This is a genomic window from Haloarcula sp. Atlit-47R (assembly GCF_003665985.1).
Taxonomy (GTDB): Archaea; Halobacteriota; Halobacteria; order Halobacteriales; family Haloarculaceae; genus Haloarcula; species Haloarcula taiwanensis.
This window is the reverse complement of record NZ_QPLQ01000002.1, coordinates 596117-622729: the sequence shown is the minus strand read 5'-3', so window position 1 is coordinate 622729 and position 26613 is coordinate 596117. Positions and strand designations below refer to the sequence as shown.

The window sequence follows — 26613 nt, the reverse complement described above, 5'->3', positions numbered from 1 at the left end:
CTCCGTGTTCGTGGCCGACCGTCTTTCGATTGTCGGTCTCGCCGTCGGGGGTTCACTACGTTTCGGCCGCCGGCACGACTTCGACGGGGTCCCCGACGGCCAGTTCCGCGCCGCGGTCGGCCTCGGGGACGTGGGTGATGAGCATCACGGTATAGAAGTGATCGAAGGCGTCCTGGTCGGCCCACTCCGGGAACGTCGCCTGCCGGCGCTTGACGAACTGCTCCCGGAACCCCGGCGTTGCCTCGCCGATGTCGGGGTCCCGCTGGGGGACGACACAGCGACCGCAGGGGGTCACTCCCTCGAACCGGACGCCGCCGGCCCGGAAGGCGGGGGCGTCCGCGCCGACAAATCGGTCCTCCCAGAACGCCGGGACCCCGCCGATTTCGACGTTCGCCCGGAGCCGCCGGCGCAGGCCGTCGACGGTCACGTCGTCGAACCACGACGCTACGGTTTCCAGCGTCGCGGTGCTGATGACCGACGGCCCCATCTCGCGGCGGTCGACGTAGCCCAGCGTCTCGTCGCGCTCGACGGTCAGGTCCACGCCGAAGAACACGCCGAGCCAGTCGGCCGCCCGCGAGCGGCCGCGCTCGTCCCGGAGGTCGAACGACGCGCTGTCGTCGTCGGTCGTGACCGACAGCGTCCCCGACTCGGGGTCGTAGCCGGTGTCGATGTCGTGGACGCGGCTGGTCCGCTTCCCGTTGACCACGTCTCCGGCGTCGTCGAACATGGCGAACTCGCGGTCGTGGGCCAGTGTGCCGCCCGGGCGGATCGATACCGATTCGCAGTCCATGCCGTCCAGCGCCTTGACGGGGTAGACGGTGAGTCGCTCGACGTGTGCCACTGCCATTAGCTTCGGCGGCCGGGCCTATAGCAGTGTCCCGTTCTCGGCCGCAGGCGAAGCCGACGCGGCGGCCGCCTGTCCGAAACCGGGGCGAAAACGAGGATATCCGGGGACGCGCCTGAACGATACTATTACGTATCGACTGGGGTAATCAGTCGCCAGACGAATGGTCGAACACACTCGAACGCTGGATTTCAAAATCGCGTTCGCAATCGGGCTGGGGACGATGATCGCGGCCGGAATCTTCTCGCTGTCCGGCACCGCCGTCGCAGCAATCGGATCGAGCGCCGTCATCGCGTTCGTCATCGCCGCCGTCATCGCGGGCGTCACCGCCGCCGCGTACTCCGAGTTCGCGTCGGTCTACTCAGAAAACGGCGGCGGCTACCTCTTCTGTTCGCGGACCTTCGAGGACCGGGACCTGCTGACCTACAGCATCGGGATGTCGCTGTTTCTCGGCTACACCGGCACGACGGCGTTCTACCTCGCGACGATGGACGAGTGGGTCGTCCGCTTTCTCCTTCCCGAGGCGCTTCACTTCCTGCCACACGGGACCGCCGGCGTGGCGACTGCGGTCCTGCTCGGCGTTCTCAATGCCCGCGGGACCGAGGAAAGCGGGAGCTTCCAGCTCCTCGTCACGGGCGCGAAGGTCGCCGTTCTGCTCGCGTTCATCGGCGGTGCGTTCGCCTTCCGCGGGCCGTCGGTGGCCGTCAGTAAGTTCGCTGGAAACTTCGGCGGCGGCCCCGTCGATATCCTGACTATCTCTGCGCTGGCGTTCATCACGTTCTTCGGCTTCTCGGCCATCGCGGCCAGCGCGGGCGAGATAATCGAGCCGAAGCGGACCGTCCCACGGGCCATCGCCGCGAGCATCCTCACAGTCACTGTCCTCTACGCGCTCGTCATCGTCGCGATGGTGAACTCCCCGATTCCAGCAGAGGTCATCGCACAGGAGGGCGAGACGGCGATGGGGCGGGTCGCCGCTTCGTTCCTCGGGAGCATCGGCGAGAGCCTCATTGTCGCCGGGGCCATCTTCTCGATGGTGTCGGCCTCGAACGCGTCGATACTCGCCGCGAGCAGCATCGGCTCGCTGATGGGGACCCGCGGGCAGGCCCCCCGGCGGTTCTCGCGCATCCACCCCGACTACGGGACGCCGTCCTGGAGTGTGGCGACCGCGACGGCGACCATCGTCGCGCTCATCGTGTTCTTCATCGCGCTGTTCCCGGCTGAGGGCGGCCTGTTCAGCGGGCTCGGCCTCCATCTCGGGCTGAACGCCCTGACCGGGTTCGCAACGCTGAACCTCCTGTTGCCGCTCGCCGTCGTCAACGTCGCGCTCATCTACTCCCGGCGGCGGTTCCCGGATATCACGCGGGGCTTTCGCGTCCCCGGCGTCCCGGTGGTCCCGGTCATCGGCGTGCTGGCGAACCTCGGGCTCATCTACAACCTCCCGCCGAAAGGCGTCGTGACCGGGCTCGTACTGACGGGCGCGATGGTCGTTGTGTACCTCGCCTGGGGCGGCGCGCCGGAGACCGAGGACCTGCTTCGGGAGGTGGTCCCGGAGACGCCGGCGTCGGGTGCAGCGGGGGCTGAAGCGGCCGCCGAGACCGGCGGCTTCCGCGTCCTCGTCCCAATCGCACGTCCGGGCCGGGCCGCTCGCTACGTCGAACTCGCCGCGGCGCTGGCGAAGGTGTCCGACGAGGACCCCGTCATCCACGTCCTCAACGTGACGCAGGTCCCCGACCAGACGCCCTGGGAATCCGTCCAGGACACCGCGAAAGCACGGACCGAGCGCATCCGGTCAGAACTGGGGGATGACTACGGCGTCGACCTCCTCATCGAGGGCCACACCTGCCGGGACGTGGCCTTCGATATCCTCCAGACGGCGCGCGACGACGACGCCGACCTCATCCTCATGGGGTATCCCGAACGCCATCAGGACGTGACCGAGACCGTCGAGCGCGAAGCACCCTGTGACGTGTTCTTCGCCGACAAGACTGCGTCTGCGGACGCCCTCGACGTTATTAACATCGGCGCAGGCGGCGGCCCCCACCATCAGGCCGTGCTCCCGCTGGTGAACGCGCTCGGGCAACTGGGGAGCGACCTCCACCTCATTAACGTCAGCACCGACGACGAGGGGGCAAACGAGGCGTCGGGGACGACGCTTGACGCGCTTGAGGGCGTCGAGACGACCCAGGTCCACAACGTCCGTGCCGGCACCGTCGCCGACGGCCTCGTCGAGACCGCGGCGGAAAACGGCGGCGTGCTGGTCATCGGCGCGTCGCGGGACCGCTGGCTCAGGCAGGCCCTGTTCGGCAGCACTCCTGACGAGGTCATCGCACTGGCCGCCGACCGGGATGTGCCGGTCCTCGTCTACGCCAGCCAGACCGGCGTCTCGGGCCGGCTGAGCGAGCGGCTGTTCCCGGTCACGCGGTACCTCAGAAAGCGGCTGTCGCGGTCGGGCCGGAAACAGGGGTCTAGCCCCGACTGGAACTAAGTCGTCTCGCAGCCGGCGCGCTTATCGGTGGATGTCGACCGATTCGAGCAGCATTTCTTGGGTCGGCGCGTCGTTGCGGTCGGTGTCGACGCTGCCAATGGACTCGACGACGTCCATCCCGTCGACGACCTTCCCGAAGACGGCGTGTTTGCCGTCCAGGTGGGGCTGGGCGTCGAGGGTGATGAAGAACTGCGAGCCGTTGGTGTTCGGGCCGCTGTTGGCCATGCTGAGGACGCCCGGGCCGTCGTGAGTGAGGTCGTCGTGGAACTCGTCGTCGAAAGAGTAACCGGGGCCGCCGCGGCCGGTGCCGGTCGGGTCCCCCATCTGGATCATGAAGTCCTCGATGATGCGGTGGATGTCGATGTCAGTGTACAGCGGATCGATCCGCTTCTCGCCGGATTCAGGGTCCTCCCACGCGCCGGTCCCCGGAGCGATTTCGGTCCCGTCGTAGTCGTTGGCGCCTTCGGCTAGGCCGACGAAGTTCTCGACGGTGGTCGGCACGCGCTCGTCGTACAGTTCGACTTCGATGTCGCCCTCTGTCGTGTGCAGGGTCGCGGTCAGGTCGCTCATACTCGGTCGGAAGGAAGCCCGGCAGAAAAGCCTGCCCACTGACCGAGGGTTCTTGTGCCAGCACCGGACCACCCCCGCCGTGTCCTGACGACTGACCGCGTGGCGTCCAGCGGGTGTCCGACACGCCGCCACGCGCCGGTGAGTGTCGGCTGTTCGTCGTACCAGGCTACGGCAGGTGTGACAGCAGCAGGTCCGATACCTGCTCGGGGGCATCGAACTGGACCCAGTGGCTTGCCGCCGGGAGCCGCTCGACTCGAAAGTTCGGGACCCACTCGCCGAGGTCCTGCGTCAGCGCCAGCGAGAGCGCGTCGTCTTGCACGCCCCAAATAAGGAGCGTTGGCGCTGTCACCGGGTTGTCGCCGACGCCGCCCACAGTGAGCGTCAGCTTTGCGTTCCGCCGGGCGAGCGCCCGGTAGTAATTAACTGCGGCCGTGCGTGCGCCCGGTTGCCCGAGTGCCCGCTTGTACCGCCGCACGTCGGTCTCTGTGAAGGCGTCGGGTCGGGTTGGCCCGTCAGTCAGGATACGCTCCAGCATGGCGAAATCGTTCCAGCGGAGGCTAGCCTCGGGAAGGACGGGGAGCTGAAAGAACAGCACGTACCAGGACCGAAGTAACTGGTCGACCGAGCGGCGGATCTCGCGCTCGTATGCTGACGGGTGGGGCGCATTCAGGACCGCGAGTTGGTCGACTACGTCCGGTCGGTCAATGGCGGTCTGCCAGGCAACGACGCCGCCCCAGTCGTGACCGACGATGTGGGCCTGCTCGCGGCCGAGCGCCGAGACGAGTCCGGCCACGTCGGCGACCAGCTCGTCTATGTGGTACGCGGCGACGCCGTCGGGCTTATCAGAGTGATTGTAGCCCCGAAGGTCCGGCGCGACCACACGGTAGCCGGCGTCTGCGAGCGCCGGTATCTGGTGTTTCCAGGCGTACCAGAACTCCGGAAACCCGTGCAACAGGACGACGAGGTCGCCGTCCTGCGGGCCAGCGCTCACGGTATGGAGCCTGATACCGTTGGCGTCGGCCAGCTCGTGGACACCGGGCGTCTCCGATGCGGGTACCGTCCACGCAGTGCTGTCACGAGCGCTAGCGTGTTGTCCCATCAGAATGCCTTCGCCCGCTCGGTAGAAATCGGTTCCGCTCTGCTCGTCGTCGGATTAGAAGGCCCGGAGGTCGTCGAGTGTCTCCGCTGCACTGCCGTCGGCAATCGCGCCACGGGCCCGTTCAAGCCCGTCCTGAATGCTGTCGGCGTCCTCGCGGGCGTAGATCCGGAGCGCGGCGTTGAGCGCGACAGCGTCGGCGAAGCCGTCCTCGCGTTCGCCGGTCAGTACGGCTTCGGTTATCGCCGCCGACTCTTCGGCCACGTCATCGACCTGCAGGTCCTCGCTCTCGATGTCCATCCCGTACTCGCCGGTGCGGATCTCGAAGTCCGCGATGTCTTCGTCGTCGGATTCGTCGCCGGTGACGGGCCATTCGGCGACGATGGTCTCGCCGGGGCGGACGTCGTCGTAGCCCTCCATTCCCTGGAAGAACAGCGCCCGCTCGACGCTGCTGGTCTCGGACTGAGCAAGCGTGCGGACCATCTTCTTCGCGAAGGCCAGGTGGTAGAAACTGCCGAGGTGGACGCTGGCGTCGGCCGGGTTCGCCAGCGTCTCGACAGTGTTGACGAAGGTCCGGACGCCCATGTTGTCGCGGCGCTCGAACAGGGCGTCGATGCCGGGGTTGAACGCCGGCTGGTAGTAGAAGCCAAAACCGATCTCGTCGACCATGTCGGCGCTCTCGCTCGGTTCGAGTTCGGTTCGGACGCCGAGTTCGTCCAGCACGTGCTTGTAGGCGTCCTGTTTCTGCGTCGGGACGCGGTCGCCGGAGTGGACGACGACGGGTGTGCCGGCGGCAGCGGCAACAACACCCGCGGCGACGCCGAGAATCGCCGACCGGCCCTTGCCGTCGTAGTTGGCCCCGCAGTCGACCGGGTCAGCGTCCGGCGTGGCTGTCTCGACCGACTCCTCGGACATCACGTCGACGTACGCACCCAGTTCCTCGGGGGTGTTGCGTTTCCAGCGGTTGGCGAGCCAGAACGCACCAAGCGTCGTGTGGTCGGGTTCGCCGCCGAGGATGCGCTGGAACGCCTCCCGGGCTTGCGTGCGGGACATATCGTCGGCAGATTTGTGACCGGAGCCGACGACTTCCGTCATGAGTCGTTTGAGCGGCCATTCGCCGTACTCCCGGGTCGCTTGCGCCATGGAAACGTGTTCGGGCCAGAGTTCAAAAGCCCCTGCGTTTCGTTCTCAATTTGTGGGAACTGACCGCCTTCCCGAAAGGGATACACGACTACGCTCCTAATCGTGTACAATGAGTCTCAAGTCGGGTGAGTGGCGCGAGCAGATCGACGAGGTAGACGCTGCGCTCATCGACGAGTTCCAGAGCGATTTCCCGATTCAGGAACATCCCTTCGAGGCTGTCGGTGAAGCGTTGGGAGTCTCGGCGGGGGAAGCACTCGACCGGGTCAGAACACTCCGTGACGACGGTATCTTCCGTCGGTTCGGCCCAGTCCTCAATCCGCCAGTCATCGGCTCTTCCACGCTGGCGGCTGTCAGTGCCCCGGAAGACCGGTTCGACGAGGTCGCAGAGATAATCAATGGGTACCGACAGGTGAATCACAACTACGCTCGCGACCACGAGTGGAATATGTGGTTCGTTGTCACTGCAGGCTCTCGACAGCGGCGCGACGAGATCCTAGCCGAGATTGAGGAGCGAACCGGTTGTTCGGTACTCGTCTTGCCGATGTTGACCGACTACTACATCGATCTTGAGTTCCCGGTTGTCAACGGGGACCGGTTCGCCCGGGAGAGTCTGGAGACGACCGACGCCACTGCGACCCGCATAAGCGAAGATGCCGCCGCGGACCTCTCGGAGCTGGACCGACAGTTGTTGCTCGAAATCCAGACCGGCTTCCCGCTTGTCGCAACACCCTACCGCAACGTGGCAGACGCTCTCGATGCCGACGTGTCGGACGTACTCTCGGCGATCAAGCGCCTCCAGCAGACTGGCTGTATCAAGCGTATCGGCTGTGTCGTGAATCACATCGTTACCGGGTTTGACAACAACTGTATGGTCGTCTGGGACGTGCCGGACGACGCTCTTGACGAGCGCGGGCAGGCAGTCGGCGAACTCCCCTACGTCACGCTCTGCTATCATCGGCCACGCCGCCCGAAGCAGGACTGGCAGTACAATCTCTTCACCATGATTCACGGGCGCGAAGCGGCCATTGTCGACCAGAAGATCGACGAACTCGCGACCGAACATCTGCCGTACGACCACGACCGACTGTACTCGACGGAGACGCTCAAACAGACTGGGGCACGATACGACGATATTGTCGGCCAGTAACCATTTTCAGTCAGGTCGTCTCGGGCAAGATGGCCGGAATCCTTTTGCAATTCTGTGGTATATATGCTAGCTAATGACAGAGAGGCGACGAGCGACGATCCTCGTTGTCGATGACGAGCCAGCGGTGGCTGACGTGTACGCGGACCAGTTACGTGACCGGTACGCAGTCGAAACGGTGTACAGCGGTGAGGCAGCCCTTTCGAAGCTAGATTCCACAGTCGACGTTGTCCTGTTAGACCGGCGGATGCCGGACCGCTCCGGCGACGAGGTACTGTCGGCGATCCGTGAGAAACGCTACGACACACGCGTGGCAATGGTGACCGCAGTTGACCCCGATTTCGACATCATCGAGATGCCCTTCGATGATTACGTCATCAAACCGGTGTCGAAAGAGGACCTCTTCGGGACAATCGAACAGTTGCTTCGGTACGCCGATTACGAGGAACGACTGCGTGAGTGCTACTCGCTCACGGCGAAATACGCTGCACTGGAGTCTTCAAAACCACAGGCGGTCCTCGATGAGAGCGAGGAGTTCACTGCACTGAGAGCCGAGCTTACCGAAGTCCGTGCGGAACTTGACGAACTCACGGGTTCGTTCGACGCCACTGACTTCGAGTTGCTGTTCCGAAACTTTGAGACGGACGAGTCAATGCCGGACAGCACACAGTTTTGATCCGGCTCGGAGTGGTCGCTTCGGGACTCACGGCGACCCGCCCACCCTTTCGAAAGCACTAACCGATTCTCTTCCATAGAGAGGGCAATGAGTCAACAACTCCCGGACGTGCAGGCGTCGAGTCCGGACGTAACGGTCGGTCTCAATCGCGTCGGTGTGACGGGCGTCGAGAAGCTCGTCAAACTGGGGCGTCGTGACCGCGACCCCATCGTACTCATGGCGGAGTTCGAAGTGTTCGTCGACCTGCCGTCTTGGCGAAAGGGTGCCGACATGTCCCGCAATATGGAGGTCATCGACGAGACGCTGGAGACCGCCGTCTCCGAGGAGGCCTACCGGGTCGAGGACGTCTGTGGCGACGCCGCCGAACTCCTGCTTGAGAAGCACGACTATACGACGAAAGCGGAGGTTCGGATGGAAGCCGAGTACGTCACACACGAGAAGACGCCGGAGTCGGGGATGGCCACCCAGTCGACGGCCGATATCATCGCCTCGGCGACAGCGACCGAAGACGGGACGAGCGAGGAAATCGGTGCCCGCGTCACCGGGATGACCGTCTGCCCGTGTTCGCAGGGGATGTCAGCCTCTCGCGCCCGTGAAACACTCCAGCAGCTCAACGTCGAAGACGATGTCATCGAAGAGTTCCTCGAAACCAACCCACAGGCCGGCCACTCACAGCGCGGCCACGCCACGCTCACCGTCCAGAGCGACGGCGCGCCTGAGGTCGACCTGAATGAACTCATCGAAGTCGCCCGGGATTCGATGAGCGCCCGCATCTACAACCTCGCGAAGCGGCCCGACGAGGACCACATGACCTACGAGGCCCACAAAGACGCCAAGTTCGTCGAGGACTGCGTCCGCGCCCTCGCCGAGGGCGTCGTCGAGACGTTCCCGGACCTGCCGGACGACGCCGTCGTGACGATGAAACAGTCGAACGACGAGTCCATCCACCAGCACAACGCCCACGCCGAGCGCGTCGCGCAGTTGGGCGATTTGCGGCAGGAAGTCGGCGAGTAGCGAGGACTGAGCGAAGCGAAGTCCTCGGAACGTCGAGCGGGGAGCGTAGCGACCCGCGAGACTACCTTAGTTGTTGAACGAAGCGCAGTCCTCGAACCGTCGAGCGAGGTGCACGAGACGCGCCGCGTCTCGATTGCGAGCGGTGAAGCCGCGAGCGCAGTCTCGCGGTCGCTGTCTGTGACTCTGTTTCTCACTCACCGATGACCCAGTTACGGCGGGCCGACCGGCTTTGCTTCTGCCCAGTGTTCTTCGAACGCCTGGCTGATATCGGCAGTGAAATCGGAGTCTTTCATGTCGATGACGCCGAAGGTTTCCTCGCGGCCCAGCGGGTGCGGGACCTCGATACAGACCTCGACCCCATCGAGTAGCTCGAACGTGGTCCTGATGTTGGGGCTGGCGCGGGCACTGTAGTTGTCGTAGTGGAAGAGGCGCTCGTAGTACTCGCGGTTGGCTTCTTCAGGAAGGCTCTCGAACAGATCCGGCCGAACGAGCAGAGACACTTCGACGCCCCGTTCCAGCGCCGCTTCGAGTTCATCCACGATTCGCTCGGTCCCGGAGAGGATGTCGACCTGCCGGGCGGGTGCCGAGCCGACCATGATAATCTCGTCGTCGGCGGCGGCCAGCCGCTCAAGCAATAGGTCAAGCGAATTGTCGGGGCCAACGGCGGCTGTCCAGAACGGCTCCTCGACGGGCTCTGCCGACTCCAACTGTGTCGAGAGGTCGTCGACGATTTCCTCGTACTGGCCGACTTTCTCCTGGAGTTCCCGCTTCTTGTCCTCGAGCAGGCGGTCGAGAGCCGTGTCCGGTTCGACGGCGACGTATTTTTTGGGTCGGCTGGCGGTCTGGCTGCGGACGAGATTGTACGTTTCGAGGCTGTTTAGCACGTCGTAGATGCGGCCCATCGGAACGTCGCTGGCCCGCGATAGCTCCTTGGCCGTTGTCGGCCCTGTTTCCAGCAGTGATCGGTATGCTCTGGCTTCATATTCGGAGAGTCCGAGATCTCTGAGACTGGACATACCCATACATCAAGGTACGTGTGCAAAAACTTGTCGGGGGTTTACCGTTTGTCCACGTTTGCGGCCGTTGTTCGTGTCAGTGCTCGCCAGTGAGTGCGGCTTCGAGTTCGGCCGGGGTCGTCCCCTCGGCGACGATAGCATCCCCGTCGAGGAGTCGTGCCGTGCCGTCGCCGTCCGGCTCCGGGACGACGGTGATTTCGTGATCAGCCAGTCGAAGCGCCGCGCGGTGGAGATCGGTCCCTGCCTCGGTCCCGACCGTGAGCGTCTGGGGCTGCTGGAGACGCGCCGCAACACCGGCGTAACCAGCGACTTCGACGCCCATGCGCTCGGCCGCGCCGGCGAAGGACTCGACCGCTGAAAGCGCTGCGTTGCGGTATCGGTCCTCACCGGTGAGCGCCGCGAGGTCGACCAGTGCGTCGGCCAGTTCCACCGTCGCGTCGAGTGGGTGAAGCGAGCGGTCACAGAGCCCTGGCCCGCTTGCAGGCCCGTCACGGAACGCACCTCCGTCCTGCTGGCGGTTTTCGATCGTCCAGTCCGCGACAGCTTCGGCTGGCCCCGGCTCACCGAGGACCTGCCAGCTCGTCGTCAGCCCCTGGAGGAGCTGTGCCTGGTCCAGCAACAGGCCGGTGTCACTGTCCGTGCCGTCGTAGTGGGTTACCTCGCCGCCGTGGACGAGGGACTCACAGACCGCGTCCCGTGCGCGAGTCGCGTACTGCCGGGCGCGCTCGTCGTCGGTGTAGGCCGCCACCCACAGCAGGGCGTCGATGGCGAGGCCGTTGCGGTCGGCGAACACCGTGTCGTCGATGTTCGGAGGTACCGTTCCCTCCCGCTCGCTCGGTTCGAGCCGGTAGTACTCGTCGGAGCCGGCCTGGCTCGCGGCGAAGGCGTCGTCGGCCCACAGCGTCGTCGTGAGGTAGTCGACAGTCCGCTGGGCGGCGTCCCGGTACGCTTCGGTCCCGGTGTACCGGTAGCCGTGGGCGAACGCCCGGACCAGCGCAGCGTTCTCGTCCAGTAGTTTCTCCCGTCGCGGGTTCCCCCAGTTGCGCTCCGTGGCGTACCGAAAGAAGCCGCCGTCGTAGGTATCCAGCAGGTGGGTCCGAATCGCCTCCAGCGTCCGGGTCGCCTGGTCGCGCGCCCGGACGAGGGCGAACTCCACGGTCCGTGGCAGCGGGAACTTCACGTCGGTTCCCCAGCCGCCGAACTCGTCGTCGAACGCGCCTAGCAGTTGCTCGACCATGTGCTCCTCGATGCGCGGGCGGAGCTCGCCAGCAGGGGGTGATTCGTCCTGTAGCTGCCGTGGGACCGACCCCGCCGCCGCGCCTTGGGCGTCCCACGATTCCCGGACAGAGTCCAGAATACCGCGGAACCCGTCCGGTCCGAGGAACGTCGCGCCGGTAATGACCTCGCCTTCAGGTGTCAGGAACACCGTCGACGGGAACCCGCCCATCGTGTACCGCTCTCGGACGCGGGGATTGCGGTCGGCATCGACACGGACCGGGATGAACCCGTCGTTGATGTTGGCCGCGATGCGGGGCTCGCCGAACGTCCCGCGGTCCATGGCCCGACACTCAGCACTCCACGGGACCGTCAGCGCCAGCAGCACCGGCTTCCCCGACTCGGCGGCGTCCTCGAAGGGGGCCGGTCCCCACTCGCGCCACTCGACCTTCGTGTCGCGTGCGTACTCGTCCATACCTGCCCTGGGCGGTGAGCGTACAAAGGCTCTCTCACTCGGCGAAAGACCGATTGTCGGGGCGACCCAAGCGTCGGCGATGGATACCCCGCAGGCGATTCCCGAAACACCGGAGCCGGTCACGCCGGGTGACCGGCCGCCCCGACTCGGCCGCGTCCCGTTCATCGACAACACCGCCGCGATGCTACGTGACCCGCTCGGGTTTTACGACCGTGCCGGGGCCCACGAGGCCGACGTGGTGGGGTACAGCGTCGCCGGGACGACGGGCTGTTTCGTCTGCCACCCGGACCTCGTCGAGCAGGTGCTGGTGACCGACGCCGACGCCTACGAGAAGGGGCAACTCCTCCAGGACACGCTCGGTCAGTTCATCGGCGAGGGGCTGTTCCTGCTGGAGGGCGAGGAGTGGCAGCGCCAGCGGACGGCGCTCCAGCCGGCGTTCTACCGGGAGCGCATCGCCGCCTACGGCGACACGATGACCGCGTTCGCCGACCGGACGGCGACGGGATGGCGCGACGGCCAGCGTCTCGACGTGCGCCCGCACATGCAGTCGCTGACGCTGAACATTCTCGGCAAGACCCTGCTCGACGTGGACATCGAGACCACTGCGGACGCGCTGGAACCGCTGCTGGACGCGCTGCGCGAGCGCCTGGACCCGCGGTCGTTGTCGGCGTACCTCCCGCTGTGGGTCCCGACGCGGACGAACCGCGCCGTCAATCGCTCGCTGTCCGAGTTCCAGTCCACGCTCGACGACGTCATCGCCGCCCGCCAGCGCGAGGCCGACCGCGCCCGCGAAGCCCGCGACGACGTGCTCTCCCTGCTGCTCTCGCTGGACGAGGCGACGATGGACCGCGAGCGACTGGGCCACCAGCTGCTGACCTTTCTGGTCGCCGGCCACGACACGACGGCGCTGACGCTGACCTACGCCTGGTTCCTGCTGGCGAACAATCCCGACTGCCAGCGACGCCTGCACGAGGAACTGGACGCGACGCTCGGGGACCGCCAGCCGACGCCCGAGGACCTGTTCGACCTGCCGTACCTCGACGCCGTGGTGAACGAGGTGCTCCGGCTGTACCCGCCCGCTTTCACCGTGTTCCGTCAGCCGACGGAGCCGGTGACCCTCGGCGGATACGAACTCTCGACGGACGCACAGCTCACCCTCCCGCAGTGGCTCATCCACCGCGACGACCGCTGGTACGACGCGCCCGACGCGTTCCGCCCTGAACGGTGGGACGACGACCTCGAAGCGTCGCTCCCGGACTACGCCTACTATCCCTTCGGCGGCGGCCCGCGCCACTGTATCGGCATGCGCTTCGCCCGGATGGAGGCCAAACTCGCACTGGCGACCATCGCCCAGCGGTACGCCGTCGAAGCAGTCACCGAACCGCCGCTCTCACTGGCGATGCAGATTACGCTGAGTCCCGCAGAGCCAGTCGAAGTCCGATTACGAGAGCGGTGAGCGCCTGACCGGGCGGCCGACAGTCCGGTCTCGCTCTCGAAAGGCGTTTGGGGGCGGGCCTGCAAGCAGTCGTATGCTCCGGGTCATCGGGCTGTTGCTGCTCATCCCGCTGTTCGACATCGTGTTGCTGGTGACGGTCGCGATACCGTTCCTCGGCCCGCTCGTGACGGTCGCGCTCGTCGTCCTGACGGCGCTGGTCGGCATGCTGCTGGTCCGTGCCGAAGGCCGTGCGACGCTCCGGCAGATACAGCAGCGGCTCGCGGTCGGCGAACTCCCGACCGACGAACTCATCGACGGCGGCCTCCTCATCGCCGCCGGCGCGTTCTTCCTCACGCCCGGCCTGGTGACGGACTTCGTCGGCCTGCTGCTCGCGGTCCCGTTCACCCGCTACCCCGTCCGGGCCGCCACGCGCCGCTGGGTCGTCCAGCCCTACGTCGACGCCAAGACCGGCGGCTTCGCCAGCGGCCAGGTGTATGTCGGCGGCTTCCCCAACGACGAGAACGGGCCCACTGGCCCCGGCCCGACTGGTCCCGACGGCGGCTCCGGCACCGGCTCCAGCGGCGGCGGCTCCTTCGACCCCGACGAAGCCACCGACGTCGACTTCGACGACAGCGACGAAAACTGAAGCCCTGACGCGGTTTCACATCCCCAACCGGCCGCGAAACGTTACCCTTTTCAATACCCCTCGGGTACAACTGAATGCGTTGGGCCAATAGCTCAATCAGGTTGAGCGCTCGGCTGATAACCGGGAGGTTCGCGGTTCAAATCCGCGTTGGCCCATACCGAGTTCTTCCCGTTGTTGGCTTTACCGAAACCGGAGCTACAGCGCTGTAGTTCGCTGATTTCGGCGGAATTGAAAAGTGCCGTTGAAGGAAGTATTTATCAACTCGCAAGGGAACCTTGCGGACCCTGCCGCCGTCTGGCGTTTACTACGGCTCAGGCTGTTCTCACGAGGTGGTTCCGGTGACCGACTCGGAGTACCGAGAGACATCGCCACCGGTTTTGAGTCCGTCGAAACGCGGCTCCGGTCGTGAGAACCTGCCGCAGGAACACAAGCCCGAAGTTTCCGGTTCTATCGACTGGTCCGAGTACACCGCGTACCGGTGCTGCATCTGCCAAGACAACTGCATCAACAAGATTGACTCGGACTACGCCCGGGCGAGAGAGTGTCGCCACTGCTACGCAGTTCCGACACTCGACCGACACAGCGTCGACGATCCGGCGCTTGATCGGTAACTCCTCTGTCCGACGATGTGCCGAGGAGAGGACAGGGGAGTACCCGCCATAGGTAGCCGACCCACCGTCCGACCAACCCAGTGTGTCGGCGGCTCGACCCCACACGTTCGCGTTCCGGGAGAGGAAACCCCCCTTGCGGGGGTTGACTCGACCACTCAGCCGCGCGTCTCTGCCAGCCCCCACAGCCCACCGAAAGCGAGGGCCCGGGAGAGCTGGCACGCCCGGCAGCGCAGCGAAGCGAGCAGCCCGGACCGGGCCGCGAGCGCCAATCGCGGCCCGCACCTGCTCGACCAGCCGGCAGCGACCCCTTGCGGGTCGACCCGGAAGCCCGAGCGTTTCCCCCGAACCCGGCGGGTGAGGGGAATCGTTACCGCGTTCATCTGTCCGACCAATGCTGTTCCTGCCTGCGCGGGGTCCCACGCATGACGAGCCGCGTGGAGCCGCCGGGACACCTGGGCGGCCTCGACCTCGCTGATAGATGTAACACTCCCGTCTTAGCGGACCTTCTGGAAGAGCGTGATCTCCTCGGCCACGGCCAGTTGCTCGACGGAACACTGACCGAACGCGACGAAGACCGCGTACGCATTGCGAAGTTCGTTGCGGCGCATCCGGAGGGTACGCCGCTGTCGCACGTCGTTTCGTACGCAGTGAAGGGAGTGTCGCCTGAGACGTGCGAGCGCGTCGACGGTTCGGACCCGGATTACCAGTTTGCATACCGCTTCATCGACGACCTCATAGCCCCCGACGACCCGTACGTGCGGAAATCCCGGTCGTCAGGCGTTCTTTTCGTGACCCCGACACTGCGGCTTCTTGACTTGATTACAGAAGGCATTACTCAAACAACCCAGACAGAGGGCCTGACGTATGATCGTGAGTTCCTGCGTAATTACCTCTCTCGCGTCGATTCTGTCGATGATGACCTGCGGGAGCTACTGAAGGACGGTTTTACATCCTACCTGAACCGCATCAAAGATTACAAACTGCTGTTCGATGTCCACTTCGTCGACCGGCGCGGCGGTGAGTTTACACAGCGGATGACGAAGGAATACAAGACCCGGTTCAACGACCAGGGCCGCGTCTCCAAGCAGTTTGCACGGTTCAATGATGCGCTGGAATATGGCTACGAGAACGCTGAGAACGCTGTGCTGGTGACGTTGACGACTGACCCGAAGCGTCAAGACTCGCTGCTCGACGGAATAGATTCAATAAACGAGAACTTCAACCGGTTGTTGTCGTATTTCGACTCGGACCCGTCGACGAAAGCCGATACCCGCGACCCGAGCGTTCCCGGCTGGCGACCCGATCTCGACGACGATGTGACTGGGCGACCGCGTGACCGACCGGACTACATCAAGGCGCTGGAGTTCACTGAGAAAGGATACCCGCACCTGCATGTGCTGTTTTTCGACGTGCCGACCCGTGAGAAAGACGGACTGCCGTGGCTGTGCGACAAGCCGGAGGTAGCTGCGAAATGGGCCGACTACGGCCAAGGTGAGATTGTCGACGTGTACCCGCTGACGTACCGCGACGACCTCGACGACCTGGAACCAGAGTTCCAGAGCGACGAGGGCTTTGTCGACTGGTATCGCTTCGGCGACCACGATCACGGTGAGCAATGGGTCAGAGAACGGACCCGTTCGCACGAGTTGATCGAGTTCGGCGACGACGGCCATGAAATGGAGTCGACAGCTGGCGCGTATCTCGGCAAGTACCTGAGCGCGACGTTCGGCTCGCTGCTTGATGCGACGGAGTCCTTCGAGCAGGTCGACGACGACCGAGAGACGTACGCAGACAAAGCGGCGACGTGGAAGCTCGCGCTGTACTGGGCGACGAACCGGCGGTTCTGGTCTTGCTCGGAGTCGATTACGAAAGGAATCGACCCGAACGACCACCTGCAAGACCCGGACGTGCGCGAAGCCGTGCGCTGGTGTTCCCTAGACTCAGTACAAGCCGCGAGCGAGAGCGAGATACGCAACGAATTGGCGCGTCGGCAGTGGGACGACCTCGACGATCTCGACGCCGCCGTAGAGCGGGCGATTTCCGATGTGGAACAGCCGCAGGTGCGCTCGACATTGCCCGAGGCTGCTTCGTTTCGGTGCGTCGTTGACTACATCGGTGCGTATGCGTACTGGGATCTCCCCAGTAGCGAGTTAGCCGATGGTTCGTGTGGTCTCGAAACCGCTGAAGACTGTGTTGCTGATACCGATGGGCTACCAGCAATAAACCGTGAGAACAACCTGCCGATACTTGATGTGTGGTTGTAGCTGGTAGCAGTAGATTAATAAAAGATTCCAATACAAAATCTGGAGATTTGCAGTTAATTCACAGATCCCAACTCTCAGAGCTTGATGGACGGGGTGTTCGTCCAGTTTTGTATGTGAAAAACCGATCTTTAAGCTTATAAACAAGAAGAGTCAGCAGGAGGAAACCGGGATACGTCAACATCAAATCCAGACCAAATTCCCTGATATTGATGATAAGCTTACCAAAAAGTTCGGTAGGATGGAATTCGTTCACAGCTGGTAGCAAACTAACAGCCTCCAGTGCTCTCTCCAAATAATCTAATGCCGATATTAGTGTCTCAGAATAGGTTGAGCTGTCATTAACCATAGTATAGATTTCGTCGCCAATTTCACAGATCATAAATACTGAATCAGTTGGCTGGCCGAACTCACTTTGAGGGTATTGAAATAGCTTATTAACAGAATTGGACGAGTTTGAGACCATGAGTGGCATTGAAGATCGTAATAAAAGAATGTTATGTACGTTTGCGTACTCAGTGGGGACTCTAATATTCCGACGTGAGATTGGTGATTTATATTACTATACACACGCATAGCTCTGCTTATTTGGGAATTTGAGCCTGAAAAGCGTCCGTCAAACGAGTCCCCGATGTGCTGACGGCGACCGAGTCCCCGATGGGAGAGCAATACTGGTTCGTCGAGTTAGGAGTGATCGACGAGCGAGTCCCCGGTGCGCTGTCGACGACTGAGACCCCGACAGGAGAACGTGTCGCCTGCTGTGTGAACGACCAATAAGTGAGTCCCCGACACACCATTGGTGACCGAGTCCCCGATGGGAGAGTGAACCCAGCGCTTCGGGTCGTGTTTGTGAAGTGTTCGGTGAGCGAGTCCCCGATGCGAAACCGACGACCGAGTACCCGATGGGAGAACGTAGAAGTACTAAATATCTGAAATCAAGTAGGTAGTGGCGATTCTATCACTCGTTTTCTGTATCACTGTTCCTTTCTTCGATTTCCTTTTTTATTTCTTCACGTGTTTTCCCGTGCCAAGGTTTGTACTCATCGTCAACATCGGCCCACTCGGTCATGTATTTGAGACCTTCCTCAGTGATCTCGTACTTGCCTCGGTCAACCTTTCTAACCAGCCCACCCGCTTGAAGTGAGTTTAGCCTGTTTCCGACTCCCTCACGTGACCGGTCGATATTTTCTGCGATGATTGACGGAGTAAGAGTTAAATTAGTACCCAATACGTTGATGATTTCCTTGTCCATCTCGGTGAGCCAATCCGGATGCCCATCGTCATTCTCCATGTTTCCATTGATGAGATGTCTCGGTTTAAAACCCAATCACCCATTAGTCCCAACCAAAACAAAGTTGCTAAGTAAGGGTTGCTTAACAGAGATTGCTAATTAGTGAAAGCTTTTAAGAGGATGGCTGTTGATGGCTAAGATGGAGTCGCCCAGTTGGTCGTTGATGACTCTGGTCGGGAAGTAACGGAGGGCCGTGCTGGAACACGGCCCCGAGGTGGCTCCGGTGAAACGATGGAAACCGAAACCAGCGCGGGAGTGGAGTCCCGCACGGCAAGAAACGACGTACGGAGTGAAAAGACCGCTGGTAGTTCGTACACGGTCTACCGCGTCCACTGTCCGGATTGCGGTCACTCGAAGGAGTGTAACAACCGTGCTGACGCTGCTACCCGGCAGCGAAAGACGCCCTGTCCGAACTGCGACCGGATGATGGGTGTCACAGAACTACATCGGCCCGGTGACAGTGCGGAGTTCCGTCTCGCTTCTCAGGCTGTTGCAGCTGCTCTCGATGCACAGCGAAGCGTATCCGGTGACGATGTTCCCAGTGTCAATGCGATTCTGGAAGCGATGGGACGCAGTCCCGACGGCTACCCGTCCGATGGTGGTCCGACGGACCTCACCGCGAACCAGGCAGCCCGCGCTCTCGTCGAGGACGGTGCGCTATGAGCGACGACCGACTGTACGTCTGCGAAGCCTGCTCGAATGTGACGTTCGAGCCGGTTCGCGTCTGTCCAGCGTGCGGAAACCACGGTGAGCCGCTGTCGCTCGCGTTCACCTTCGAGCGAGGTGAACAATGAGCGACGACGACCTCGACCCGATCACGCCCGAGGCGGCGCTGACGTACTACCTCGACGCGCGGCGTTACGACCTCCGCGAGACGACGATGCGAAGCCACGAGTCGCGCCTCCGGTCGTTCATCGACTGGCTGCAAGACGAGGGCATCCAGAACATGAACGACGTGGACCTCCGAACGGTCCATGCGTACCGCGTCTACAAGCGAGAGGACAACGGCGACGACGACACCTGCAACGACGTGACCATGCAGGGACAGGTGTCGACCGTCCGCCGGTTCCTCGATCACCTCGTCGACATTGACGCCGTGCCTGAATCCCTGCCGGAGCGGATACGGCTCCCGAACGTGAACGGTGACGGCTCGGACGACACGCAACTCGACTCCGGGCGCGCAAACGCGATTCTGGACTACCTGCGAGAGTACCGATACGCTTCGGCGGAACACGTCACGCTGCTGCTGATGTGGCGGACCTCTGCCCGACGTGGTGGCGTCCGTGCGCTCGACCTGGAGGACTTCGACGCTGACGAGCGCGCGCTCTGTTTCCGGCATCGACCGGATACAGGCACACCGCTGAAGAACGGTGACGGTGGCGAGCGTGACGTATCGCTTTCGGCGCACGTCGCGGCGGTGATCGAGGACTACATCGACAGCCCGAACCGCCACGACGTGACCGACGACAACGGGCGATCTCCGTTAGTGACCACTGAGTTCGGCCGCCCATCGGTGACGACGTTTCAGAACTGGGTGTACCGGCTTACCCGCCCCTGCGTCATCGGTGAACCCTGTCCGCACGATTACGACCCGGAGACCTGCGAGTTCAACACGCACGACCGCGCGAGCGGTTGCCCCTCGTCGGTGTCACCACACGCAGTTCGGACCGGTTCGATCACGGCCCACCGTGATGCGGGGACGCCGCGCGAGGTCGTCAGTGACCGCGGTGACGTGAGCGAGAAGATTCTCGAAAAGCACTACGACAAAGCGTCGAAGCGCCAGCGGATGCGTCGCCGTCGCGACCACCTGCCGGAGGAAATCTAACCATGATTGCTGAACACAGAACCAGACCGCAAAGTCCGATTGCTCAGACCGCGTTGGCCCACTATTCTCGAACCGTCCTGACACCGTGAGAGAGTCGACTGCGTCGTGACGGCGTCAGGCTGGCCGGGCTAGTCGGTGTACTCGTCGAACAGGTCGGCGACGCGCTCCGCTATCTCGTCTCGGATTTCCCGCACGCGCTCGACGGACTGACCGTGGGGGTCGTCCAGCGCCCAGTCGCGGACTGCCACGTCGGCATCGAGGTCGAGCGTCGAACACCCCATCGTCGCAACAACGGTGCAACTGTTGAGTTCGTCGTTCGAAACAGCTTGCGGGACCCGGTCAGATAGGTCGATGTCGAGTTCGGCCATTGCCTCGACGACTTCCGGATGCACTTCGTCCGCGGGGTCCGTGCCCCCGGTCAGGATTTCGACCTCGTCTTCGAGCCCGCGGCGGGCTCGCTCTCGTTCGGCGAACGCTGCGGACATCTGACTCCGGCCGGCGTTCTGGACGCAGACGAACCCGAATCGCAGTGGCGTAGTCATACCTGAGCGTTCCGGGCGAGCGGAATAACCCTTCCTAAGACCGCTATTGTGGGCTATATAGTCGGCGGCCACCGCCCGCTCTGGACCGGTCAGGCGGGAGGACTGCGAGCCAATGAGTGGGAGCCGTCCGGCCGGTGACAGGTCGGCGAACCTATATACCCTTCAGATTGAGGGGCAGTCCCTTCGGTCGTCCCCGTCCCTGCCTGCCACATGCCGGAGTACCGCTTCGCGTGTCCCAACTGCGGTGCGTGTACGACGGTCGACGGCGGCGTTCGGGAGCGCTTGCTGGCGGTCGGGTGTCCGGTCTGTGCCGAACCGGTCGACGCCCGAGCGTTCGTCGAAGTCCCGGCACACACCGACACCTGACGGGCGGGCCGCTAGAAATCGCTCAGTTGCGACTGGAGTCCGGCGACGAGTTCGGACTTGCGCCGCAACGCCCCGAGGCTGACGGGGAGTTGGTCGGCGATAGCTGTCAGCGTCTCCCGGAAGGACTGGGCGGTCCCGGGTTCACCGTCGAAGGCATTCCGGACCCCTTCGCGCACCTGCCAGACGCCGACGGGTGCCCAGTAGTCGTCGGTTATCTCCCGCAGCACCAGACACTTCGCCTGTCTGTCGCGCTCCTGCAGATGTTCGAGGACGCCGAGCCGCGCCGCGTAGTACGCCCCCGCAGTCTCCTCGACGTAGGCCGTCCGACCCTCGTAGCCCTCGTGGGCACTCGACATGTAGTAGCCAGTCTCCGGACGTGGGTTCCAGACGCTCTGAGGCGCTTTCATTTCGACGAGTTCGAACTCCCAGCGGCCGGGCGCGAGCACGACCCAGTAGCGGTTCCCCATGTACTCGTTGTACCACAGCTCCGGCTTGTCGATGGTGTCGGCGTTGCGCAGCGTCCCGCGGACGTACTGGCCGACCGTGTCGTCGACCGCCGTAATCGACCACCGCGTCGGCACCAGCGACCGTTCGCTGGCCTGGCCGAGCGCGCCCGCCGAGAGGATAGTGTTGATGTCGTAGACGTCGAAGCCCCGACGGTACAGGTACGCCATCGCGCCCTCCGCGCGCCAGTCGTCGTCCGACAGCGTCTTCTCGACGGGCCGGGGGACGTGGGGGTTCTCGGCCAGGTCGGCCCCTGTCGCGTGTGCCCGCGGCCCCGTCGGCGTACCCACGTCGTCGAACTCCACGTCCAGTTCCGGCGTGCCGTCGAGTCCGACCTCCACGTCGACGGGATGGTCCGCGATGGCGACCTCTCGTTGGACGCCGACGAAGCCGTTCCAGACGTCGTGGACGCCGCCGCCACGTCCGCTACCGGCGCTGACCGAGTCGACCGACGCCGTCTGCGTGGAGTTGACCATCCCGGTCCGGCGCTGGAGCACGTCCTCGATGCCCAGCCCCTCCTGGTACCACTCGCCGCTGGTCGCGAACCCGGCCGCGGCGGCGTCGGTGTCGACCGGGGAGAGCAGGCCCGTGGAAACGTTGGGGTATCCCGAGCGACCGACGAATATCTCCGGGGCCGTCGACCCGAACAGCGAATCGCCCTGCACCGCCGCCTCGAACTGGCGCTCGACGTCTTCGAGGTGGTCCGTGATGGCGTAGGACTTCTCCGCAGCGAGCCGCCGCCGCTGTGCGGCTTCGTCCTCTTCGAACCCCTCGATGAACTCGTCGAGTTGCATCTGTCACGCCTTCGGCCCTCCCCGATAAGAACCTTTCCGGGGGTCCGTGGGAGAGCAACTCTTACAGGGTTGGATTGAGTAACAACAGGTGATATAAATCATGGCAAATACAACGAAGTGGTTCCTCCTCGGCGCAACGCTGGTCAGCATGGTTGTCGTATTCGTCTCGGCGCTTATTCCGGTCGCGTACCAGCAGGCGCTGGTCAACCTCCTTGTTGGGGAACTTGCGGCACTCACGCTCGCCCATTCCACGTACCGCGTTTCGTCGGGGAAACAGGTAAGCCCAGCCGCAGCGGCGATAACCATTCTGTCCGGGATCGTTCTGTTTCTCTCACCCATTTTCATCGAGCCTGTCGACCCCATCCTGTCGATAATGTTTGCCGCCGGAGCCGTTGTCACCATCGGCGGGCTGGTCGGTGTCCTGGGTCGGTTCTTGGGCGGTGAAGAGGGCCGACAGACCGGTGCCGAACGCATCAGAAGCAAAGCCGGGAACTGATAGACCGACCACAACGTCTATATCGACGGGTCAGCCACCCTCGGACAATGCCGGTTATCGAATGTGACGAGACGACGGCCCGCGAGCGACTGTCGGATGCGGGGCTCGACATCCGACAGGGAAACACTGATCACGAGCGCTGGCGCGTCGAATATGGCGGCGCGACGGCGGTCGCCTATGACGGAAAAGTCGTTGTTCAAGGTGAGGGGACCGCACAACTTGAGGCCCTGCTGCGCGGCAATGACGGCGGGCGCGTCCATGCGTATTTTGACGGCGCATCGCGGGGCAACCCGGGACCGGCCTCGGTCGGCTACGTACTGGTCGACGACAGCGGGATTGTCACGGAAGGCGGCGAAACGATTGGCACGGCGACGAACAATCAGGCGGAGTACAAAGCGCTCATCCGCGCGGTCGAAGTCGCACGCGATTACGGATTCGACGACGTCCATATCCGAGGCGATTCTGAGCTTATTGTCAAACAGGTCCGCGGTGAGTGGGATACGAACGACCCAGACCTGCGCGAAAGCCGTGTCCGCGTGCGCGAACTGCTGACCGACTTCGACGACTGGCAGATCGAGCATGTTCCGCGGGAAATAAACGACCGTGCGGACGAACTAGCAAACGACGCACTCGACGATGACTGACCTGCCGACAGACGTGACCGAACGGGCCGAACGGCTGACCAGACTCGCTCGCGAGGCGGTCGACGATGCCGAGGCCGACGCCTACAGGACCGAACGCGACGAAATCCTCGCCGGGTACGACTACACTGCCCGCATCAGGAACGATGAGACGGGTGACGTGCTCGTCTGCCATCCCGTCGAATGGGTCGATGACGGCGTCATCCGTCCAGAGCGGGTCGACGACATCGACCGCGGCGTGGAAATACAGCTCTCAGGTCCCGGTGACCCGGACGAGTGGGCGGAGATCGACGCTGCAAACCGGGCTGTCGTCGAAGCTGTGACCGACGCACACGGTGAGACACACGGCGCGAACGCGGAGTTGCTTGCCGACTTCATGGGTAACCACTACGCGAAACCGATCTCCGAGGCGACGCCAGACGAAATCCAGGAGTTTCGGGACGAGTACGTCCGGCGAAATGCGTGGCCAACTGCGGAACAACAGTCGGTGCTCGAGCAGTCGATCCGTCTCACTGTCGAAGAAGCCGGTGGCCGTGTTCCCGATGCGTAACTGCTCGGTACACCTGTCGGTAATCAGTATTTATTCTGCGTTAAGAATTGATTAACAGTAGTTCGCAGGTGCCCAGGTGCGAGTCTACTGCTGTGCCGCGATCAGGTCACGGAGTTCGTCGGCTCGACCGTCATCGGAGATGAACTTTCCGAACACCCAGCCGAGCTGGTCAAGGACTGCGTCCTTGCCCGACTCTGTCAGGGAGTACTGGTTCGTTCGCTTGTCGAGTTCGCTTTTCTCGACGAGACCCATCTCGACGAGGTCGTCGAGATTCGGGTACAGGCGACCGTGGTTGACTTCGTCGTCGTAGTACTCTTCGAGTTCGCGCTTGATAGCGAGACCATACCGCGGCTCTTCAGCGAGTATTACTAGGATATTCTGCTGAAAAGCGGTAAGCTCTTTTGCGATGCCCGGACTGTCAGTAACTGTTTGTGCCTCTGACATAGTTGGGTAAATGTCAGCAAGCTATTTAACACTTGTTAACTCTGGCGCACAACGCCTGCTGTGGGGCATTAACCACCACACAACTAGCAGGTACAATAGTGTTGTTTTCGTTATATTATGTGCTCTCGACCGAATGGCTTTTCCGATTAATTTGCTTTCAGATTGTCGTTTACAGGCGGTAAGTGTAATCTAAGAATATATCTGTAGTTAGATATTATTGGGTTATATAGCGCATAATACCGAATAGCTATGGCTATTACGAAAGGATTTTTTGACGGCGTCGCGCAGTCGGCGATGATGACGAACCTCTGGGAAGACCTCGAAACTGGACCGAACCCACCTGAAGAAATCTACGCTGTTGTTGAGTGCCTGAAAGGCGAGCGTAACAAGTACGAATACGAGAAGGACATCCCCGGTGTCGTCCTCGACCGCGTTCTTCACTCGAACGTTCACTACCCGTCTGATTACGGCTTCATCCCGCAGTCGTACTACGACGACGAGGACCCGTTCGACGTGCTCGTGCTTGTCGAGGACCAGACGTTCCCCGGCTGTGTCATCGAGGCCCGCCCCGTTGCCATGATGAAGATGGACGACGACGGCGAGCAAGATGACAAGGTCATCGCAGTCCCGACCGAGGATCCGCGCTACGACCACATTGAGGACCTCGACGACATCCCACAGCAGACCCTCGACGAGATCGACGAATTCTTCGCGACCTACAAGAACCTCGAAGAAGGCAAAGAAGTTGAAACGCTGGGCTGGGAGGACAAAGAAGCCGCAAAGGACGCTATCGTCCACGCGCAGGAACTGTACGACGAAGAGTTCAACTGACGCTCCCGGGACTACCTTTCGCGGTTTCGCTCCACTGGCAGTGTATTTCCAGAGGTAATACCGACAGGCGCCTCCGATTATGTATGAGCATGGGTAATTTTTTGCCCGTGTGAACACTATGAATACGCGTATGGCTACTGACGACACCGACACGGCGCTGGACCACACGACTGTCGTTCCGCGAATCGAGCGACGGTCTACACCCGGAATCGCACATCTAACCGTGGTTCCGGAGAACGCGGACCGGTCGTCCTGACCAGGCTGCTGTGACGATGATTTTGCCGCTTTCGGTGACGCGGTCCCGAAAAGAAGTTTCTTGTTCCTGACCTGACTAACGGGTCGTATGGGATTATTCGACCGGTTGAAGGGCGACGACGCACCGCGTGTTGCCTTCTTCGGCATTGACGGCGTACCGTTCAGCCTCATCGACGAACACCCTGACGTGTTTCCGAACCTTACGGAGATGGCGTCGGACGGAAGCGCCGGCCCCATCGACAGCATCGTTCCGCCCGAGTCTAGCGCCTGCTGGCCAGCGTTGACGACCGGCGTCAACCCCGGACAGACCGGCGTGTACGGCTTCCAGGACCGGGAAGTTGGTTCATACGACACCTACGTCCCGATGGGGCGTGACGTGCAGGCGACGCGGCTCTGGGACCGCGTCACCGACGACGGCCGCAACGCGACGGTGCTCAACGTCCCTGTGACCTTCCCGCCACAGCGCAACGTCCAGCGGATGGTGTCAGGCTTCCTATCGCCCGGCGTCGACAAGGCCGCTTACCCGGACGAACTCCGGGACCACCTCCAGGAAAACGACTACCGCATCGATGTCAACGCCAAACTCGGCCACGACGACGACAAGAGCGACTTCGTCGAAGACGCGCACAAGACGCTCGAAAAGCGCTACGAGACGTTCAAACACTACGTCGAACAGGACGACTGGGACCTGTTTTTCGGCGTGTTCATGACCACGGACCGGGTCAACCACTTCCTGTTCAAAGACTACGAGCGCGACGGCGAGAACCAGGAGGCCTTCTTTGAGTTCTACAAACAGGTCGACGCCTACCTCGGCGACCTGCGCGACCGACTCCCCGACGACGTGACAATGGTCGTCGCCTCGGACCACGGGTTCACCTCGCTTGACTACGAGGTCCACTTCAACGAGTGGCTCCAGCAGGAGGGGTGGCTCGACTACGCGGACGACGACCACTCTGAACTCGGCGATATAAGCGAGGGCACGAAGGCCTACTCGCTCATCCCCGGCCGCTTCTACATCAACCTGGAGGACCGTGAACCGAACGGCGGCGTCCCGCGGGACATGTACGAGTCCGTCCGCGCCGACCTCAAACAGCGTCTCGAAGAACTCGAAGGCCCGGACGGCAAGAAGGTCGCTGACCGCGTGGTCACCAAAGAGGACGCCTTCCGCGGCGACCACGACGACATCGCGCCGGACCTTACCGTCGTTCCGAACCACGGCTTCGACCTGAAAGCCGGATTCAAGGGCTCCGAGGACGTGTTTGGCGTCGGGCCGCGAAACGGCATGCACAGTTTCGACAACGCGACGTTGCTCGTCGATGACCCGGACGTCCGCATCGACGACGCCGACCTCTACGACATCGCGCCGACAATTCTCGACCTCCTCGACCACGACTTCGACCGCGCCCAGTTCGACGGTAGCAGCCTCGCCTGAGGCCCCTGCTG

At 62.9% G+C, this 26613-nt stretch carries 29 protein-coding genes and 1 tRNA gene; 19 read left to right on the top strand and 11 right to left on the bottom strand.

Features of this window, described 5'->3' with window-relative positions; translation table 11 throughout:
• Positions 1–55: 55 nt before the first annotated feature.
• On the bottom strand, positions 56–841 hold the full coding sequence (locus DVK00_RS10870) for an MOSC domain-containing protein (protein WP_121577777.1): 786 nt from the start codon (positions 839–841) through the stop codon (positions 56–58).
• 166 nt (positions 842–1007) lie between these two features.
• Here DVK00_RS10870 and DVK00_RS10865 point away from each other — a divergent pair, with 166 nt between their 5' ends.
• The gene (locus DVK00_RS10865; protein ID WP_101349269.1) at positions 1008–3329 is read left to right on the top strand and encodes an amino acid permease; all 2322 of its coding nucleotides are present in this window, start codon (positions 1008–1010) and stop codon (positions 3327–3329) included.
• Between the two features lie 21 nt (positions 3330–3350).
• On the opposite strand, the gene DVK00_RS10860 is transcribed toward DVK00_RS10865, so the two are convergent.
• From DVK00_RS10860 to DVK00_RS10850, 3 genes are all read right to left on the bottom strand, one after another.
• Positions 3351–3899 carry a peptidylprolyl isomerase gene (locus tag DVK00_RS10860; protein WP_101349270.1) on the bottom strand — a complete coding sequence of 183 codons (549 nt, stop codon included), beginning with the start codon at positions 3897–3899 and terminating at the stop codon, positions 3351–3353.
• 166 nt (positions 3900–4065) lie between these two features.
• Positions 4066–4998, bottom strand: coding sequence for an alpha/beta fold hydrolase (locus DVK00_RS10855; RefSeq protein WP_121577706.1), 933 nt, complete (start codon positions 4996–4998; stop codon positions 4066–4068).
• Positions 4999–5052: 54 nt separating this feature from the next.
• Entirely contained in the window at positions 5053–6138 is a 1086-nt protein-coding gene (locus DVK00_RS10850; RefSeq protein ID WP_121577705.1) for an anthranilate phosphoribosyltransferase, read from the bottom strand.
• Between the two features lie 109 nt (positions 6139–6247).
• Here DVK00_RS10850 and DVK00_RS10845 point away from each other — a divergent pair, with 109 nt between their 5' ends.
• From DVK00_RS10845 to mptA, 3 genes are all read left to right on the top strand, one after another.
• Complete coding sequence (locus DVK00_RS10845) at positions 6248–7285, top strand: AsnC family transcriptional regulator (protein WP_101349273.1); 1038 nt, start codon at positions 6248–6250, stop codon at positions 7283–7285.
• A 73-nt stretch (positions 7286–7358) separates the two neighbouring features.
• The gene (locus DVK00_RS10840; protein WP_121536361.1) at positions 7359–7958 is read left to right on the top strand and encodes a response regulator; all 600 of its coding nucleotides are present in this window, start codon (positions 7359–7361) and stop codon (positions 7956–7958) included.
• 87 nt (positions 7959–8045) lie between these two features.
• The gene (gene mptA, locus DVK00_RS10835; RefSeq protein ID WP_101349275.1) at positions 8046–8972 is read left to right on the top strand and encodes a GTP cyclohydrolase MptA; all 927 of its coding nucleotides are present in this window, start codon (positions 8046–8048) and stop codon (positions 8970–8972) included.
• Between the two features lie 209 nt (positions 8973–9181).
• Here mptA and DVK00_RS10830 read toward each other — a convergent pair whose 3' ends face one another.
• A complete protein-coding gene (locus DVK00_RS10830) occupies positions 9182–9988 on the bottom strand; it encodes a TrmB family transcriptional regulator (protein WP_053966348.1) in 807 nt (268 codons plus the stop codon).
• 76 nt (positions 9989–10064) lie between these two features.
• Positions 10065–11678, bottom strand: a complete 1614-nt coding sequence (locus DVK00_RS10825; RefSeq protein WP_121577704.1) for a DUF255 domain-containing protein — start codon at positions 11676–11678, stop codon at positions 10065–10067.
• Between the two features lie 79 nt (positions 11679–11757).
• Between DVK00_RS10825 and DVK00_RS10820 the strand changes: the two genes are divergently transcribed.
• The 5 genes from DVK00_RS10820 to DVK00_RS10800 all read left to right on the top strand — a co-directional run bounded on the left by DVK00_RS10820 (position 11758) and on the right by DVK00_RS10800 (position 16634).
• Entirely contained in the window at positions 11758–13134 is a 1377-nt protein-coding gene (locus tag DVK00_RS10820) for a cytochrome P450 (RefSeq protein ID WP_121577703.1), read from the top strand.
• Positions 13135–13207: 73 nt separating this feature from the next.
• The gene (locus tag DVK00_RS10815) at positions 13208–13759 is read left to right on the top strand and encodes an FxsA family protein (RefSeq protein WP_101349278.1); all 552 of its coding nucleotides are present in this window, start codon (positions 13208–13210) and stop codon (positions 13757–13759) included.
• Between the two features lie 81 nt (positions 13760–13840).
• A tRNA-Ile gene (locus DVK00_RS10810) sits at positions 13841–13914 on the top strand.
• Between the two features lie 183 nt (positions 13915–14097).
• Positions 14098–14370 (top strand): hypothetical protein, encoded by a 273-nt coding sequence (locus tag DVK00_RS10805; protein WP_147435884.1) that lies wholly within the window; start codon positions 14098–14100, stop codon positions 14368–14370.
• A gap of 422 nt (positions 14371–14792) precedes the next feature.
• Positions 14793–16634 carry a hypothetical protein gene (locus DVK00_RS10800; protein WP_121577701.1) on the top strand — a complete coding sequence of 614 codons (1842 nt, stop codon included), beginning with the start codon at positions 14793–14795 and terminating at the stop codon, positions 16632–16634.
• Between the two features lie 58 nt (positions 16635–16692).
• On the opposite strand, the gene DVK00_RS21180 is transcribed toward DVK00_RS10800, so the two are convergent.
• Together DVK00_RS21180 and DVK00_RS10795 are read right to left on the bottom strand one after the other, a co-directional pair.
• On the bottom strand, positions 16693–17106 hold the full coding sequence (locus tag DVK00_RS21180; protein WP_147435883.1) for a hypothetical protein: 414 nt from the start codon (positions 17104–17106) through the stop codon (positions 16693–16695).
• Positions 17107–17589: 483 nt separating this feature from the next.
• Complete coding sequence (locus DVK00_RS10795; protein WP_199722455.1) at positions 17590–17922, bottom strand: hypothetical protein; 333 nt, start codon at positions 17920–17922, stop codon at positions 17590–17592.
• 231 nt (positions 17923–18153) lie between these two features.
• On the opposite strand from DVK00_RS10795, the gene DVK00_RS21175 reads away from it, so the two are divergent.
• Genes DVK00_RS21175 through DVK00_RS10785 form a run of 3 tightly spaced genes read left to right on the top strand, consistent with a single transcriptional unit; the run spans position 18154 to position 19747 of the window.
• Positions 18154–18585 carry a hypothetical protein gene (locus DVK00_RS21175; RefSeq protein ID WP_147435882.1) on the top strand — a complete coding sequence of 144 codons (432 nt, stop codon included), beginning with the start codon at positions 18154–18156 and terminating at the stop codon, positions 18583–18585.
• Complete coding sequence (locus DVK00_RS22265) at positions 18582–18716, top strand: zinc ribbon domain-containing protein (RefSeq protein ID WP_255410815.1); 135 nt, start codon at positions 18582–18584, stop codon at positions 18714–18716. The genes DVK00_RS21175 and DVK00_RS22265 overlap by 4 nt, the downstream gene beginning before the upstream one ends.
• Positions 18713–19747, top strand: a complete 1035-nt coding sequence (locus tag DVK00_RS10785) for a site-specific integrase (protein ID WP_121577699.1) — start codon at positions 18713–18715, stop codon at positions 19745–19747. The genes DVK00_RS22265 and DVK00_RS10785 overlap by 4 nt, the downstream gene beginning before the upstream one ends.
• Positions 19748–19875: 128 nt before the next feature.
• On the opposite strand, the gene DVK00_RS10780 is transcribed toward DVK00_RS10785, so the two are convergent.
• Entirely contained in the window at positions 19876–20289 is a 414-nt protein-coding gene (locus DVK00_RS10780) for a low molecular weight phosphatase family protein (RefSeq protein WP_101349279.1), read from the bottom strand.
• A 210-nt stretch (positions 20290–20499) separates the two neighbouring features.
• On the opposite strand from DVK00_RS10780, the gene DVK00_RS10775 reads away from it, so the two are divergent.
• Positions 20500–20655 (top strand): zinc ribbon domain-containing protein, encoded by a 156-nt coding sequence (locus DVK00_RS10775; RefSeq protein WP_121511190.1) that lies wholly within the window; start codon positions 20500–20502, stop codon positions 20653–20655.
• An 11-nt stretch (positions 20656–20666) separates the two neighbouring features.
• On the opposite strand, the gene nreA is transcribed toward DVK00_RS10775, so the two are convergent.
• On the bottom strand, positions 20667–21953 hold the full coding sequence (gene nreA, locus DVK00_RS10770; protein ID WP_101349280.1) for a DNA repair protein NreA: 1287 nt from the start codon (positions 21951–21953) through the stop codon (positions 20667–20669).
• Between the two features lie 100 nt (positions 21954–22053).
• Between nreA and DVK00_RS10765 the strand changes: the two genes are divergently transcribed.
• From DVK00_RS10765 to DVK00_RS10755, 3 genes are read left to right on the top strand one after another with little or no spacing between them, the layout of a single operon-like run.
• Positions 22054–22449 (top strand): hypothetical protein, encoded by a 396-nt coding sequence (locus tag DVK00_RS10765; RefSeq protein WP_101349281.1) that lies wholly within the window; start codon positions 22054–22056, stop codon positions 22447–22449.
• 47 nt (positions 22450–22496) lie between these two features.
• A complete protein-coding gene (gene rnhA, locus DVK00_RS10760) occupies positions 22497–23093 on the top strand; it encodes a ribonuclease HI (RefSeq protein ID WP_101349282.1) in 597 nt (198 codons plus the stop codon).
• Positions 23086–23640, top strand: coding sequence for a rnhA operon protein (locus DVK00_RS10755; RefSeq protein ID WP_101349283.1), 555 nt, complete (start codon positions 23086–23088; stop codon positions 23638–23640). Before rnhA ends, DVK00_RS10755 begins: the two co-directional genes overlap by 8 nt.
• An 84-nt stretch (positions 23641–23724) precedes the next feature.
• On the opposite strand, the gene DVK00_RS10750 is transcribed toward DVK00_RS10755, so the two are convergent.
• A complete protein-coding gene (locus DVK00_RS10750; RefSeq protein WP_004518536.1) occupies positions 23725–24084 on the bottom strand; it encodes a PadR family transcriptional regulator in 360 nt (119 codons plus the stop codon).
• A gap of 297 nt (positions 24085–24381) precedes the next feature.
• Between DVK00_RS10750 and DVK00_RS10745 the strand changes: the two genes are divergently transcribed.
• The 3 genes from DVK00_RS10745 to DVK00_RS10740 all read left to right on the top strand — a co-directional run bounded on the left by DVK00_RS10745 (position 24382) and on the right by DVK00_RS10740 (position 26602).
• Positions 24382–24915: an inorganic diphosphatase gene (locus tag DVK00_RS10745; RefSeq protein ID WP_101351397.1), complete on the top strand. Its 534-nt coding sequence runs from the start codon at positions 24382–24384 to the stop codon at positions 24913–24915.
• 130 nt (positions 24916–25045) lie between these two features.
• Complete coding sequence (locus DVK00_RS22260; protein ID WP_255410212.1) at positions 25046–25171, top strand: hypothetical protein; 126 nt, start codon at positions 25046–25048, stop codon at positions 25169–25171.
• Positions 25172–25258: 87 nt separating this feature from the next.
• Positions 25259–26602, top strand: coding sequence for an alkaline phosphatase family protein (locus DVK00_RS10740; protein ID WP_101349284.1), 1344 nt, complete (start codon positions 25259–25261; stop codon positions 26600–26602).
• The last annotated feature ends 11 nt before the right edge of the window (positions 26603–26613 follow it).